Source organism: Endozoicomonas sp. 8E (assembly GCF_032883915.1).
Lineage (GTDB): Bacteria > Pseudomonadota > Gammaproteobacteria > Pseudomonadales > Endozoicomonadaceae > Endozoicomonas_A.
Genome location: NZ_CP120717.1, coordinates 3,995,816 through 4,012,736 on the forward strand (window position 1 = coordinate 3,995,816; position 16,921 = coordinate 4,012,736).

General features: G+C 49.4%; 7 protein-coding genes. 5 read left to right on the forward strand and 2 right to left on the reverse strand.

Annotation, left to right across the window (positions count from 1 at the left end; genetic code table 11):
• Window positions 1–42: 42 nt before the first annotated feature.
• Together rlmD and cysM are read right to left on the reverse strand one after the other, a co-directional pair.
• Window positions 43–1,383: a 23S rRNA (uracil(1939)-C(5))-methyltransferase RlmD gene (gene rlmD, locus P6910_RS13190; protein WP_317141754.1), complete on the reverse strand. Its 1,341-nt coding sequence runs from the start codon at window positions 1,381–1,383 to the stop codon at window positions 43–45.
• Between the two features lie 242 nt (window positions 1,384–1,625).
• Window positions 1,626–2,516: a cysteine synthase CysM gene (gene cysM / locus P6910_RS13195; RefSeq protein ID WP_317141755.1), complete on the reverse strand. Its 891-nt coding sequence runs from the start codon at window positions 2,514–2,516 to the stop codon at window positions 1,626–1,628.
• 107 nt (window positions 2,517–2,623) lie between these two features.
• Here cysM and P6910_RS13200 point away from each other — a divergent pair, with 107 nt between their 5' ends.
• The 5 genes from P6910_RS13200 (at window position 2,624) to P6910_RS13215 (ending at window position 16,917) form a co-directional block, all read left to right on the forward strand.
• Window positions 2,624–5,368, forward strand: coding sequence for a response regulator (locus P6910_RS13200; RefSeq protein WP_317141756.1), 2,745 nt, complete (start codon window positions 2,624–2,626; stop codon window positions 5,366–5,368).
• Window positions 5,369–5,536: 168 nt separating this feature from the next.
• Window positions 5,537–8,914 carry a PEP/pyruvate-binding domain-containing protein gene (locus P6910_RS13205; RefSeq protein ID WP_317141757.1) on the forward strand — a complete coding sequence of 1,126 codons (3,378 nt, stop codon included), beginning with the start codon at window positions 5,537–5,539 and terminating at the stop codon, window positions 8,912–8,914.
• Complete coding sequence (locus P6910_RS26830; RefSeq protein WP_410493829.1) at window positions 8,895–9,065, forward strand: DUF4116 domain-containing protein; 171 nt, start codon at window positions 8,895–8,897, stop codon at window positions 9,063–9,065. Before P6910_RS13205 ends, P6910_RS26830 begins: the two co-directional genes overlap by 20 nt.
• Window positions 9,066–9,119: 54 nt before the next feature.
• A complete protein-coding gene (locus P6910_RS13210) occupies window positions 9,120–12,959 on the forward strand; it encodes a DUF4116 domain-containing protein (protein WP_317141758.1) in 3,840 nt (1,279 codons plus the stop codon).
• Window positions 12,960–13,194: 235 nt separating this feature from the next.
• Window positions 13,195–16,917 (forward strand): DUF4116 domain-containing protein, encoded by a 3,723-nt coding sequence (locus tag P6910_RS13215; protein WP_317141759.1) that lies wholly within the window; start codon window positions 13,195–13,197, stop codon window positions 16,915–16,917.
• Window positions 16,918–16,921 lie beyond the last annotated feature (4 nt).

Genomic DNA, 16,921 nt, shown 5'->3' on the forward strand with positions numbered 1-16,921 from the left:
TATTTCTTTGGAGGCACTGCCTGAATGAAGGGATCTCCTGAATCAGGACTGTTTAAAAAGTGCCATGGATTCGACATGCCCGGTTTGCGGGAACATGTCCATGACGCCTAACCTGACCAGTTTGAACCCCTGTTGGGCGAGGGCTCCGGCATCTCTGGCCAGGGTTGCAGGGTTACACGAGATATAAAGCAACCGATCGGGTATATGACCTTTCATCTGTTCAATAATTTCAATAGCACCGGTTCTGGGAGGGTCCAGCAACATGGCGTCGTAATGTTGATACAACCAGCCCTCCCCTGACTTGTCGCCCTCGACCAGCGCAGCTAAGTTGGCCTGATAAAAGTGACTGTTTTTCAGACCATTCAGATCGGCATTGAATGCAGCTCTCTCGACAGCCCCGGCACTGCCCTCGACACCAATGACAGAAGTCGTCTTTCTGGCCATTGCCAGAGAAAAATTGCCAAGACCACAAAAAAGATCCAGCACCCGGTCTTCCGGTGTCAATTCCAACCAATCCAGAGCCTGTGCCACCATTTGACAATTAACAGGCCAGTTGACCTGGGTAAAGTCTGTTGGCCTGAACTGAAACTTAAGGTCCATCTCCGGTATCTGGTAGTACAGCCAGGGGTCACCCACCGGAGAGTAGAGGCAACGGGTATGCTTCTCATCCCCCATCAGGTACAGGTGCAATCGCTGCTCACGGGCCATTGCTTCCAGCCTGCTCAAATCCGCAGGCGGCAAACCCCTGGTGTGTCTGAGCAGAATGGCGCGGCCGGAATCAGCCAGAAACAGTTCAGCATGACTGATCGCTTCACGCTGATTCAGCTCTGGTAAACATTCTCGCAGCAACTCTGGTAGTGACTGCAATGGTTCAGCCAGGACCGGACACTCCCGAATATTGACAATCTGTTTACTCTGTTTCTCCCTGAAGCCAAGTGATAAGCGGCCTTTCTTCCACAGGATCGACAAACGGGCACGATAACGATAACCATAGGGTTGAGAAGCCAGAGGTTCAGCTATTTCCGTGGGAATCAGCGACGAAAACCGTTGCAATTGATCCAGCACAATACTTTGTTTGCCCTGAAGCTGGCCCTCATGGGACCAGTATTGCAGGCTACAGCCACCACAGACTTTAAAATGTCGGCAGGGAGGAGAGACGCGCTCGTCTGAAGCAGACTCTATATCAGTGACCCGACCACTGCTGAAACGACGTCTGTCTTCTGTCAGCAGGACCGAAACCTGCTCCCCGGGAAGCCCCCCTTCGACAAAGAGGGTTTTGCCTTTTAAGCGGGCAAGACCCCGACCATCATGGGAAAGACCGTGAACAAGAACTTCTCCAACGACTCGACGTCTGGCGCCCGGAGAAGCCTTTTGAGATCGCATGAAACTGTATCCTTCAGATTCAGAAATACGCACGCAGCCTGTCACCGAAACAACATAACCCCTCACAACAAGAAACAGTGCCGTAATGAATAACGCTGTATTTTCTCGGGATAGCTGCGTAAAAATTAATACCGCTGGGAATTGTACCTATAGCTGTATAAAATTTCAGTACTGGAGAGCAATGACTGTGTAAATGTTTTTTGAACTGGATTTTAGACGACACAGTCAATGCACTCATTCCCCTATGGGTTAAAGACATTGGTAGAAAGATAACGATCACCCCGGTCACAGATAATGCAGACGATGGTGGCATTTTCCACCTCTTCAGCCAGTCTTAATGCTCCCGCAACAGAGCCACCGGAAGATACACCGCAAAATATACCTTCTTTTTTGGCCAGAGCTTTCATGGTTTCTTCGGCTTCCGACTGATGGATATCCATCACTCGGTCTACACGACTGCCATCGAATATTTCCGGCAGGTATTCCGGCCGCCAGCGTCGAATACCGGGAATGCTGGCTCCATCAGCGGGTTGCAGACCCACAATCTGGATATCCGGGTTCTGCTCTTTCAGGAACCGTGAGGTACCCATGATGGTGCCGGTAGTACCCATGGAGCTGACAAAGTGGGTGATCTCACCACCCGTCTGCTGCCAGATTTCAGGGCCTGTGCCTTTGTAATGCGCCAGAGGATTATCCTGGTTAGCGAACTGGTTGAGCACTTTGCCCAGACCTTCCTTTTCCATTTCCAGCGCCAGATCCCGGGCCCCTTCCATACCCTCTTCCTTGCTCACCATTCTAAGCTCTGCACCATAAGCAGCCATGGCACCCTTGCGTTCTTCGCTCATGTTATCGGGCATGATCAGAATCATTCGATAACCCTTGATAGCAGCCGCCATGGCCAGTGCTATACCGGTGTTACCACTGGTCGCTTCGATCAGATTGTCACCGGGCTTGATGACGCCCCTGGCTTGCGCCTCAGATATCATGGAGAGCGCAGGACGATCCTTGACCGATCCGGCAGGGTTATTCCCTTCCATCTTCAACAGAATAATGTTCCCTCGCCCGGCAGAAAGTCTCTGCAGCCGAATAAGGGGAGTGTTGCCTACCAGCGACTCGATTGTGGGGTAATCCATACTCTCTAAACCAAAACTTCCTGAACCAAAACTTCCAAAAATGACACATAACTCTTATGATGCCCCCAGCATAAATGATAATAATCCAGTCTGTACAATTATTACTTATGAAAACATCTTTCCAGACTGTTCAGCGCAGGATTCTTGTTTTGGCACTGCTACCGGGCACTCTCATCTCTGCCCTTATGTGCAGCCTCTACCTTTGGGCACATTTATCCGGACTTGACCAGCAGCTGACCACGAAAGCCAGAGATATGACTCGCAAGCTGGCGACGCTTGTAGTTTATTCAATAGAAAGCGGTGAGATGCAGAACACCCGTGATCTGGCTGTCCAGATTCTGGGTGATAATGATATCAGGGCAGTCAGTCTGCTCGATCGAAATGGCAGGGAATTACTCCATACCGGCCCCAACCTGCTCCCTATAGGCATGGATCAACCACTTCCCGACACTCTGACTCTTTTCACCACCCGGGATACTTTAAGAGCGATTACCCCCGTGGTTCGACTTCGTGGTGATTCTACTGAAACCCATGGCTGGCTGCAGATCGAATACGCTTATTCGGAAATACGTATACAGAAACACAGAGCCACTCTTGTGGCCGTTATTCTGCTGGCTCTGGCTATTGGCATTGTTCTGTCACTCTACATGAAGCTGTCCCGCTCCCTGATCAACCCCATGCGATCCATCGCCGATGCTATGGATAAAATCAATGCAGATGATCAGGATAGTCGACTGGAAGCCTCTCCCGGGAGTCTCTATTTTACACTGGAGCTGGCAATCAACAGACTGCTGGAGCGCCTCACTCACTCCCGGGAGGTGTTGCAAAGAAGCGCTGACTTATCCACCAATGAATTACACGAAACGCTGGAAACCATAGAAATCCAGAATGTTGAGTTGGACCTGGCCCGAAAAGAAGCACTTGAAGCTTATAAAAGTAAAAGTGAATTTCTGGCCAATATGAGCCATGAAATTCGGACACCTCTAAACGGTATTTCCGGCTACACTGCGCTGTTGCTTGAAACGGAACTTAAATCACAGCAAAGGGAATATCTGTGCACTATTGAGAAATCTGCCCAGGGTCTGATGACCATGCTGAATGACATTCTCGACCTCTCCAGAATCGAGGCAGGCAAGCTCGAACTGGACAACCAGCAACTCAGTATCCGGGAAGTGATCGACGATGTCCTGGCTATTATGGCCCCTGCGGCACACCATAAATCGCTGGAACTGGTCAGCTTCATTTATGAAGATACTCCTGAAGATATCATTGGCGACAAGCTGCGGCTCTCCCAGATTCTCACCAACCTGGTAAGCAACGCCATCAAGTTCACCAATTACGGCAGTGTCGCCGTTCGGGTCATGCTGGAGCAAGTGGATGACGCTGACATGCATACTCTTAAGTTTACCGTCACAGATACTGGCTCAGGGCTGACGTCTGAACAGCACTCCCGTATTTTCAAATCTTTCTCTCAGGCTGACTCCAGCAGAACACGACAGGCCGGTGGTACTGGTTTGGGACTCGCCATCAGCAAAAGTCTTGTCGAACAGATGCAGGGGGAAATCGGACTCGATTCTGATCTGGGCAGAGGCTCTACTTTCTGGTTTACCATTCGAGTCCGCTCGATAAAAGATGAGAGCGTTCTGTTTAAGCCGGAGCCCTTACCCGGCTGCCGTCATGTATTACTTTACGAGCCTCAGGAACTCTCCAGGCTTTCCATTGGGCATCAGGCTCAGAGTCTGGGATTAAAAGTCACTTCTTTTCAGTCTTTGTCCGAACTGCAGACTTACGTTGAAACCCATAACAACCATGACCTGCTCCTGCTGAGCCAAGGTGATGATCATCTGCAGCGCACCATAAAAATCGCCGAAAACTATCTCCAACAAAGCCCGGTTCTGATTCTTGCCGTGGCCGGTAGCAGCAACCTGCTGGATACTCTGCCCCCAGGGATTCACTGCCTCCTTAAACCCGTAGCCAGAAACAAGCTCTTGCGGGCGATTAAAGGGATGACTTCGAACCCTGCCCCCGGAGTCGATGTCATGCAGCCTGCCAAAGCAGTGTTTGAAAAAAAACTCGATATCCTGATCGTGGATGATAATGAGGTAAACCTTAAGTTACTGGAAACCATCCTGTTAAAAATGGATCAGTCTGTAATCACTGCTAAAAATGGTTTTGAAGCCATTGAATGTTGCCATCAGAAAATCTTCGATCTGATACTGATGGATGTTCAGATGCCTGAGATTGATGGCTTGGAAACGACTCGTCGAATCAGAAATATCAACACTATTTACAACCGTATTCCTATTATTGCAGTGACTGCCCATGCACTGCCTGAAGAACGCAAGCAGATCCTGCAAAGCGGGATGGACGATTATATGACCAAGCCCGTCAATACCCGTCAACTGGTCTCTACCATCAGTCACTGGACAGGCAATTCAGTGCAGGCACCGGATGAACCGACTGAAGAGAATCTATCCGTCCAGCTAGAGCCTGATTCCTCACCAATAGACGTGGAGAAGAGCATTCAGCTGGCAGCCGGCAACCAGGCACTGGCCAGAGAAATGCTGGACATGCTGCTTGCTGGTTTGCCAGAGGATTTGCAGACCATCGAAGAGAGCTTCCGAAACCGTCTCCATGAGCCGTTACTGGATCGGGTTCACAGACTTCACGGAGCTTGCCGATATTGCGCGGCACCAAAACTTCTGAAAGCCTGTCTGGAGCTTGAAACCCGCCTCAAACAAAGTAGCCACCTCAATTCAAGCCAAATGATTCATGGTGTTGAAGAAGTGATTAAAGCCATTAAAGAGCTTCTGGAATGGCAGCGGTCAAAGGAGGCAGTCGCTATTGCCTGAGCAAAGTCCGGGAAACGTCGCACCGTTAATATTAATGTCCAGGCCAAGGTTCAATGCTAATCAGGATTAGCTCTTTTAAAGCCTGAGAATCCCCGTTATCGCCCGATTTGTTGCAACTTTTTTCAAAAGCACCGGTCAAATATTGAAAGAATTATGGAGATCACGGTCATGGAAAAGACTCAACCGACAATATCGGGCTTAGCTATACCCACATCTACCCATAAGCCAAACTGCAAAAAAGCAACCGCATTCACTCGTTCTGTTATTTCTGCCAATCAAGACTTCCCCTCTTGTAAGAAGGATCGTTCAGACAAAACTGTCCCCTCTTGTCCTCAACTACCTGCTCGTGATATCAAACTTCCGACTACGGGTAACCGCAGGCCTGCCAGCCATGACCTGCCCAGCTTGCACGCCAACAATGACCGGGCCTTTATGGGCGGCAAGGGACTGTTTCTGCACCATATGCAGCAGGCCGGTATCCCGGTTCCACCCTTCACCGTGGTTGACACTGCTCTGGTCGCCAGACTGGAGCAACAGCCTTTTCCCGCAAAATGCCTGTTGCCTTTTTTGCCACCCATAAACACGCGGAGCCAAAAATCATTCAGTCTGAAACAACTGCGCGCAATCATTACCGAACTCCCTCATCAGCAACAATCAGAATGGCTCAAGGGGTTATCCGAATTTATTGCCAGTGAGGATTTCTATCAACAGGTCAAAAATATCAGTGCTGCCGGGGATATTCGTCATTGCTACTTCAGGCTCCGGCAACAAGCTAATGAAGCCTGCATCGTCCGCAGTTCCGGCGTCGATGAAGACCGCTTCGGCGATGCCCAGGCCGGTCGCTATGATTCCCGGGTTCATGGTGGTGACGATATCCTGAAAACCTGCCTGCAAGTCCTGTCATCTGCCTACCGGCCTGAAGTCTGCCCAAACGGACAGGTAAAACCCATGGCACTGGTCCTGCAGCAGTGCATCCATTGTCGGCTGGGGGGTGTAGTGATCAGCCACTCAACCTTACAGGACGATACCATTCAGGTGGAATTTGCTCCGGGTCAACCCCGGGGCGCGGTCTCCGGAAATACGGGCATCAGCCCTCATCGCTATAGGATCAGGCGCAGTGATGACGAAAACAGTCAACCGGACCGGCAATTTACCGCTGGAGACGTTACCACACAGTTTGTTCTGGAAAAAATCACCGGTGAAGAGACCGGTGAAGCGGGTTATATCGAACAGAGCACCTCGGCAACCACAGATGCAAAAGACATCATGCTTTCTGACGAAATATTGCAAAAACTGCAGCAATACATAGAAAAGCTTGAAGATATGTTCTGTTGCCCGGTCGATGTTGAGTTCGGCGTGGATGGCGATCAGCAACTGCATGTGTTCCAGTGCCGACCAGTGACCCAGTTGCCGGGCAGTACCCGTTTCTCTGCACCAGCACCAGCCGTGTCAATAGCTGAAGGAATCATGGTCAGTGAAGGTTGCTGCAGTGGTGTGGCCCTGGCGGTCACCGAACCGGTCAACGCGGAACAGATTCCACCCGGTGCCATTCTGTTTGCCAATCACGCCAGTGACTGGATGCTGGCACCCGATATTTTAAAACGTCTGGGTGGCTGCGTGTTCAAACAGGGAGGAACTAACGATCATGTTGCCATCACCCTGCGTCAGGCGGGTATACCCTGTCTGTTGGCTGGTTGTCAGTATTCCGAGGCATTAAGAAAGAGCAGCGGACAACAGGTAACACTGGTGGCAGGCAGTTTTGCCGGCAGCCCCGGAGCCTGTTTGCTGACCGGCGACCAGTCTGCCTTCTGGCAGGCCAACAGCAGCTCTTCCGGCCAGGATATCGTCAGCTTACCCGCAAGCAGTCCTGAAGAACCACCCGACTTCACCAGAGTCGACGAAGGTTTTGCCTGGCTGAATCGCCAGAATAACCGGTTACTGGACTACTTCCGCGCTGACCGGTTACTAAGCCATTGCCTTGGACCAGGGCGAAGCAAGGCGATCAGTATGTCAGCAAACCGATCGGATCTGTTACCACAACTTGGCATGGAGATTCATGTTCTGCAGGACGATTTGCAACGATTTATAACCGGTTATAAGAGTTTTTTAGATCTGGCCGTTGGGCCTAAACCAGGCTCGGTAGTCGAGCACTTTATCGATGAACTCCCGTTCCTTAAAAAACAATGGCGCTACCTGAAGGATGCTATTGATGACCTGTACACAGAAGTGGTCACGCCGCTGGCCAGCAAAGAAGAATCGCCCACCCGACGGACGAATTTCAGACAATGGCTGAGAGATTGCCAGACCTTGCTGGATAAATTGCAAAAACTGAACCAGCCCGGAAAAGTGTGCGATATCCATTCTGCCCACGATCTGATCTACTGGCTTCATCAGCGATTTGTCACTGCTCTTGCCCCGGTGGCTAAAGCATCCGGTCAGGGACAAATTACCGATATTACAGTAGAAAGAACGCTGATTGATGTACTCGCCCAGGGAGTTCCCGGACTATTAAACGACAATTGCATCTCGGTACTGAGCAAACTTTTTGTAGTAGAGCTAGACATTCTGAATATGGTGGATGCCGCTTTTGTTAATGCAACCCTCGGAGTGCACGTCTGCACCATAACCATGCTGGAAGAGGCTGAGGGAGGCAAGGGCCGAACACTCCGCCTTGACATCTCGGACGATTTTTCCCAATACGAGAAAAACAAGCACTTACAAGGTAAATTGAAGCGTTTCTGGTTTTTGGTCCAGACACTCCGTTGCGCATCGATTGATAGCAGTTCACGGCCAATGGCGATCAGTTTCAATCAAAGCGCGGGGAAAATGATCATAGAGTATACCCAGATTAATTCCACACCAGCATTACAGAAAGCCTTTGTGGAGTTGGTGAACATTCTGTCCGGGCTCACCTCCATGGATATATCAATCAACCAACCTGATTTCAGTAAAAATACTGACAAATGGTGTTTTGAAACGCTGATTAAAAGGTGTCAAAACGGGCTGGACGAACCAGTAAATAACCAGACGTTCAAACATTGCCTGATATTGGATGCAATCAATGACAGAAATGCTGCTTATTGGCATCATGAATATACTTTCCTCGATTATCTGGATAGCGAATACAAGCTGTTTTTTGATATGGCCAATAAAGCTTGTCATTGTATTGAGGCAACTGAAGATCCGAACACAAATTCAGAACTTCGCCAAATATTTAATGCTGCTACCAAACACCTTGAGCCGAATGATGCCACAAGAATAATAAAAGAACTGTTACTTTCCATGGCCATTGCAAGCGACTCACCATTGCGAGACGCTTGCGTTGAACTTCTGCGTGAGGACTTTGATTTAGATCATGACAGGGATCTGGTGCTTTTGCTGGTTCGGCAAAACCCGAGGATATTTAAAGATATCGCCGACATATTCAAGGATGATATTGACATAGCTAAAACGGCCATAGAACAGGAAGGTGATTTATTAGCCTTTGCCAGCGAACGTCTCAGAAACAATACATCGCTGGTATTGCTTGCCGTCAATAATCATTGATCGTGCACTCCACTCTGCCAGTAAAGATCTCAAAAATGACACTGATGTGATTCTGTCAGCTACCAGAAGAAATATTTATTCCTTTGACTATGCTGGGTCGTTAGCAAAAAACATTGAAACCCTGTTGAGGATAAGACTGACGGTTAGTTGAAACTTTTTTCAAAAGCACCGGTCAAATATAGAAAGGATTATGGAGATCACGGTCATGGAAAAGACTCAACCAACAACATCGGGCTTAGCTTTACCCACATCTGCCCATAAGCCAAACTGCAAAAAAGCATCTGCTTTCGCTCGTTCTGTTATTTCTGCCAATCAAGACTCCCCCTCTTGTAAGAAGGATCATTCAGACAAAACGGTCCCCTCTTGTCCTCAACTACCTGCTCGTGATATCAAACTTTCGAATACGGATAACCGCAGGCCTGCCAGCCATGACCTGCGCAGCTTGCACGCCAACAATGACCGGGCCTTTATGGGCGGCAAGGGACTGTTTCTGCACCATATGCAGCAGGCCGGTATCCCGGTTCCACCCTTCACCGTGGTTGACACTGCTCTGGTCGCCAGACTGGAGCAACAGCCTTTTCCCGCAAAATGCCTGTTGCCTTTTTTGCCACCCATAAACACGCGGAGCCAAAAATCATTCAGTCTGAAACAACTGCGCGCAATCATTACCGAACTCCCTCATCAGCAACAATCAGAATGGCTCAAGGGGTTATCCGAATTTATTGCCAGTGAGGATTTCTATCAACAGGTCAAAAATATCAGTGCTGCCGGGGATATTCGTCATTGCTACTTCAGGCTCCGGCAACAAGCTAATGAAGCCTGCATCGTCCGCAGTTCCGGCGTCGATGAAGACCGCTTCGGCGATGCCCAGGCCGGTCGCTATGATTCCCGGGTTCATGGTGGTGGCGATATCCTGAAAACCTGCCTGCAAGTCCTGTCATCTGCCTACCGGCCTGAAGTCTGCCCGAACGGACAGGTAAAACCCATGGCACTGGTCCTGCAGCAGTGCATCCATTGTCGGCTGGGGGGTGTAGTGATCAGCCACTCAACGCTGGAGGACGATGCCATGCAGCTGGAATATGCACAGGGGCAACCACGGGGGGCCGTCTCCGGAAATGCAGGCATCCGCCCTCATCGCTATACGATCAGGCGTGGTGATGACGAAAACAGTCAACCGGATCGGCAATTTACCCCGGGAGACGTTAGCAGCCAGTTTGTCCTGAAAAAAATCACCGGTGGAGAGGGTTATGTTGAAGAGTGCATTACGACAACCAGCAATGCAAAAGACATCAGGCTTACTGACAAGATATTGCAACAAGTCCAGAAATATATAGAACAGCTGGAAAATATGTTCTATTGCCCGGTGGATGTGGAGTTCGGTGTCGATAACCGGGGGAATGTCTTCGTCTTCCAATGCCGACCAGTGACCCAGCTGCCGGGTAGTACCCGTTTCTGTGCAGCCGCTCCCTCCCTGCCTCTGGCTGAAGGAACCCTGGTCAGTGAAGGTTACTGCAGTGGCCTGGCCCTGGTGGTCAACGAGCCCGTCAGCGCGGAACAGATTCCGCCCGGTACCATTCTGCTTGCCAATCACGGCAGTGACTGGATGCTGGCACCGGATATTTTAAAACGTCTGGGCGGCTGCGTGTTCAAACAGGGAGGAACCAACGATCATATTGCCATCACCCTGCGTCAGGCGGGTATACCCTGTCTGGTGGCTGGTTCTCACTATTCTGAGGCAGCCAGCGGGCAACAGGTCACACTGGTGGCAGGCAGTTTTTCCGGCAGCCCCGGAGCCTATTTGCTGACAGGCGACCAGTCTGCTTTCTGGGAGGCCAGCAGCACCAACTCCGGACAGGATATCGTCAGCTCACCCGCAACAGCTGCTGCCCCCCCCCCGGATTTCACCCGGGTCGACGAAGGTTTTGGCTGGCTGAATCGCCAAAATAACCGCTTGCTGGATTATTTTCTCCCTGACCGAATACTAAGTCACTGCCTTGGCCCGAGGCGGAGCAAGGCCGTCAGCATGTCAGCAAACCGATCAGATCTGCTTCAACAGCTTGGCACGGAGATTCAGTTGCTGCAGGATGATTTGCAACTGTTTGTATCCGGTTATACGCACTTTTTAGATCTGGCCAAAGCGTCTCGATTGGGTAAAGCACTCTCTGAAGTCCAATCCTTTAGCAATGAAATCCAGCTCCTTAAAAAACAATGCAAGAGCCTGAAAGATGCCATTGATAACCTGTGTTCAAAAGTGGTCATACCGCTGACCACTGGCCTGAAAGTATCCAGCCAGCCTGCGAATTTCAGACAATGGCTGAAGGATTGCCAGACCTTGCGGGATAAATTGCAAACACTGACCCAGCCCAATGGAGTGAAAGCAATCCATTCTGCTCATGACCTGATTTACTGGCTTCATAAGCGATTTGTTAAAGCTCTTGCCCCAGTGGCTAAAGCATCAGGGCAGGGAGAAATTATCAAATTTGGTAAAAAGAGATCGCTGATTGACATGCGCCCCCAAGGCGCTTACGGACTACTAAACCACGATTGTATCTCGTTACTGAGGGAAATTCCCGGATTGAAGCTGGGTGTGCTTAACATGGCGGATGCTGCTTTTGCTACCATATCCCTCGGAGATCACGTCTGCACCATAAGCATGCTGGAACAGGCTGAGGGAGGCAAGGGCCGTACACTCCGCCTCGACATCTCGGACGATTTTTCCCAAGACCAGAAAAACATACACCTACAGGGTAAATTGAAGCGTTTCTGGTTTTTGGTCCAGACACTCCGTTGTGCATCGATTGATGAAAGTTCACGGCCAATGGCGATTAGCTTCAATCAAAGCCCGGGTAAATTGACCATAGAGTGCACACAGGTTGATTCCACATCAGCATTACAGGAGGCCTCTGTGAAATTGTTGGTTATTCTGTCAGCACTGCGCGACATGGATATGTCAATCGGCAATTCTTATCAGGGTGCTACTGATCAGTGGGATTTTGAAACACTGGTTAAAAGGTGCCAAAACGGACTGGACGACCCCTCAAATAAGTCGACATACAAACAATGCCTGGTATTGGATGCAATTATAAGAAATGAGACAAGCTTCAAAAAATACGTGCTATTGGATTCATTCTCAGGGGGCGAGGATGTCGCGAGACATTACAAAGATCGTGATGACTTCGACGATCGTCCAGGCCACTTCAGACCTGATGTTTCGCTCCTTGATTATCTGGAAAGTGAATACAGACTCTTTTATAAAATAGCCAAAGAAATCAGTGCCTGGTTTCAGACAACTGAGGACCGGAATAACCTTTCGGAACTTCGCCAAATCGTGACCACTTCTACCAGCCACCTTGAGCCGGACGCTGCAAAAGGAATAATAAAAGAACTGTTATTTCGTATGGCTAGTGCAAGAAAGTGGAAACGGCAGCACACAGATGTTGTTATTAAACTCTTGCGTGAGGACTTTGATTTGGATAAGGATAGTGATCTGGTACATCTTCTGGTTAAGCAAAACCCGAAGGTATTTGAATTTATCGATGACAGATTGAAGGATGATGTTGACATAGCAAAATCTGCAATAGAACAAAATGCAGGTTTATTAGAATTTGCCAGCGACCGTCTCAGAAATGATAGAACGTTGGTAAAGATTGCCATCAATAATGATTATGAAGCAATCAGGTATGCCAGCAGCGAGCTCAAGAATGACCACCAGATGGTTCTGTTGGCGGTGAAAAAGAATCTGTTTGCCTTTGATCATGTCGGCAAGAAAGCAAGAAACGATGAAGCCTTGTTGAGGATTATCATTAAGGAAAATCCCAAAGCCATCAAGTTCTTTCCTGCCAAGTCCCTTAAAGATGACAAGGAGTTTATACTTCCACTGCTCTCACGAGAGCCTGGCATCTGTGGATATCTCAGCGACAGACTGAGATCTGATCCGGATATTCTGGCCGCAGCCGGGTATCGGAGTAGAGTTGAACCTGAAACCGCGAGTTCAGATCAGCCTGAAAAGCCGACAGATCAAGGCTGTTCCTGTGTAACCCTCTGACTCTGATTTTCACCTTCTGAGTGCGCTTTTGTGAACTGATGGGGTGCAGAAAAAGACGCCCGGTACCGGAATGTCGCCCCGAAGGTTGCCCGGAAATTTCGCTACAACCCTCAAGAAACACCTCTTATTCTGGTCTCTCTGTGCAAGAGGAGGCCTGATGTTCATTTATTGAAACTTTTTTCAAAAGTACGGGTCTTATTTAAAGTTAATCAACGAAATCAAGGAAATTAAGGCTATGGAGAGCATTCAACCAACAAGATCAGGCCCGACTGAGGACACTGAGGACAAATCTGCCCGGTTGTCGGGTGGTCACGCAGCGTACGCACTCACCCGTACTGTCACTCCTTACAATCTTAAGAGCCCTTCTCGCAGGCAGCTGCGGTTAATGGAGGTTGATCCAGGTGAAGCTTTCCCGTCTTTTACTCCGCTATCCGCTCGTGGTATCGAACGCCCGGATACGAAAAATAGCAAGCCTGCCAGCCATGACTTGCCACCTGACTTTACAACGCTCATCAAAGACGAGCAAATCCGATCCTCTATAGGCGGCAAGGGATTGTTTCTACACCGTATGCAGCAGGCCAGGATCCCGGTTCCACCCTTCACTGTGGTTGACACAACCCTGATCGCCAGGCTGGAGCAACAGACTTTCCCCGCAAAATGCCTGTCGCCCTTTTTGCCAGATATTGACATGGGGGGCCAGGAATCATTCAGCCTGGAACAATTGCGCACGATCGTTACCGAACTACCTCATCCGCAACAATCAAAATGGCTCAAGGGGTTATCCGAATTTATTGCCAGTGAGGATTTCTATCAACAGGTAGAAAATATCCGTGCTGCCGAAGATATTCGTCATCGCTACTTCAGGCTTCGGCAACAAGCAAGGGAAGCCTGTATCGTCCGCAGTTCCGGCGTCGATGAAGACCGCTTCGGCAACGCTCAGGCCGGTCGCTATGATTCCCGGGTTCATGGTGGCGGCGATATCCTGAAAACCTGCCTGCAAGTCCTGTCATCCGCCTACCGGCCTGAAGTCTGTCCAAACGGACAGGTAAAGCCCATGGCGCTGGTCCTGCAGCAGTGCATTCATTGCCTGCTGGGGGGCGCAGTGATCAGCCACTCAACACTACAGGACAATACCATTCAGGTGGAATTTGCACTGGGTCAACCCCGGGGGGCGGTCTCCGGAACCACAGGTATCCGCCCCCATCGCTATTCGATCAGGCGCAGTGATGACGAAAACAGTCAACCAGATCGGCAATTTACCCCAGGTGATATTACGACACAGTTTGTCCTGGAAAAAATCACCGATGAAGAGACCGGTGAAGCGGGTTATATCGAACGGAGCAACACGGCAACCACCGATGCAAAAGACATCATGCTCTCTGACGAAATATTGCGAGAACTGCAGAAAAACATAGAAAAGCTGGAAGATATGTTCTGTTGCCCGGTCGATGTTGAGTTCGGCGTGGATGGCGATCAGCAACTGCACGTGTTCCAGTGCCGACCAGTGACCCAGTTGCCGGGCAGTACCCGTTTCTCTGCACCAGCACCAGTCGTGTCAATGGCTGAAGGAATCATGGTCAGTGAAGGTTGCTGCAGTGGTGTGGCCCTGGCGGTCAACGAACCGGTCAACGCAGAACAGATTCCGCCCGGAACCCTTCTGTTTGCCAACCACGCCAGTGACTGGATGCTGGCACCCGATATTTTAAAACGTCTGGGCGGCTGCGTGTTCAAACAGGGGGGAACCAACGACCATGTTGCCATCACCCTGCGTCAGGCGGGTATACCCTGTCTGTTGGCTGGTTCTCAGTATTCTGAGGCATTAAGACAGAGCAGCGGACAACAGGTAACACTGGTGGCAGGCAGTTTTGCCGGCAGCCCCGGAGCCTGTTTGCTGACCGGCGACCAGTCTGCCTTCTGGCAGGCCAATAGCACCAGTTCCGGTCAGGATATCATAAGCCTACCCTCAGGCAGTCTTACAGAACCGCCCGACTTCACCAGAGTCGACACAGGTTTTGACTGGCTGAACCGCCAGAATAATCGCTTGCTGGACTACTTTCATGCCGACAGACTACTAAACCACTGCCTTGCTCCGGGTCGAAGCAAGGCAATGAGTATGTCAGCAAACCGAACGAATCTATTACTGGAACTCGGTATGGAGACTCTTCTTCTGCAGAACGATTTGCAACAATTTCTAACCGGTTATGAGCACTTTTTATATCTGGCCTCAGGCTCTGAATCGGGCGCCCTATCTTCCGGAGTCCAGCCCTTTGTCAATGAACTCACGGCACTCAAAAAACAATGTAAATACCTGGAGGATGCCATTAATGATCTCTGCTCAAAAGTGCTCTTGCCGCTGGCTACGGAAGGAGAATTGCCCGACCGGCGGACGAATTTAGGACAATGGCTGAAAGATTGCCAGTCCTTGCTGGATAAACTGCAAAAACTGACCCAGCCCAGAGAAGTGTGCGATATCCATTCTGCTCATGACCTGATTTACTGGCTTCATCAGCGATTTGTCAGCGCTCTCGCTCCGGTGGCCGAAGCATCCGGCCAGGGAAAAATTACCGAAGTTACAAAAAAGAGAATCCTGATTGATGTACTCCCCCGAGGCGTTTCCGGACTATTAAACGACAATTGCATCTCTGTACTGAGCAAACTTAACGTAGCCAGTCTTCGCATGCTTAATATGGTGGATGCCGCTTTGATTAGTGCAACACTCGGAATGCATGTCTGCACCATAACCATGCTGGAACAGGCCGAGGGTGGCAAGGGCCGAACACTCCGCCTCGACATCTCAGATAAGTTTTCCCAAAATCTGTATTTACAGGGCAAACTGAAGCGTTTCTGGTTTATGGTCCAGACACTGCGCTGCACATCAATTGATAGCAATTCACGGCCAATGGCAATCAGTTTCAATCAAAGTGCGGGAAAAATGACCATAGAATACACTCAGGTTGATACAAAACCAGCATTGCAAGATGGCTTTGTGAAATTGGTGACCATTCTGTCAGGACTCACCTGCATGGATATATCAATCAACAAATTTAATCCCGGTGACACTTCTGAAAAGTGGTATTTTGAAACACTGGCTAAAAAGTGCCAAAACGGGCTGGACGAACCTGAAAATAACTGGATATACAAACATTGTCTGGTACTGGATGCAATCAATAACCGTGATATGCCGGATTCTTGGAATTATGATTATACGTTCTTCGATTATCTGGAAAGCGAACACAGGCTCTTCTTTAAAATGGCCAAAAAAGCTCGCCAGCAGCGTATGAGAACTAATGCTGTGAATCGAAATACAGAACTTCGCGAGATCTTGACCGCAGAGACCAGGCACCTTAAGCCGGATGATGCCGCAAGAATAATAAAAGAACTGTTAGCTCACATGGCCATTGGCAGCATATCGACAGCCACTTTTATTGAACTCTTGCGTGAGGACTTTAATTTAGATGACGACAGGGCTCAGGTTAGATTCCTGGTTCGCCATAACCCAAGGGTATTTAAATATATTGCCGACCGATTTAAGAATGATATTGAAATAGCTGAATCTGCAATAGAACAGCAAGGAGATTTATTAGAGTATGCCAGCAATCACCTCAAAAACAATAAATCGCTAGTGACGATTGCCGTCAATAATTGTGGTAGAGCCATCGAATATGCCAGTACAGATCTCAAAGATGACCCCGCTGTGGTTTTGTCAGCTACCAGAAACTATGTTTTTGCCTTTTACCATGCCGGACAGACAGTAAAAAGCAATGAAGCCCTGTTGAGGAAAATCATTGAGGAACAACCGGAAGCCATGTTCTTTGCTACTGAATCTCTTAAAAATGACAAGGACTTTGTCCTGCCTCTGCTCTCACGATATCCCCGCATTTACGAAGGCCTTGGCGACAAACTGAAATCTGATTCGGACATCCAGGCTGCAGCGCAAAGAATGGAAGTTTCATATTGATCAA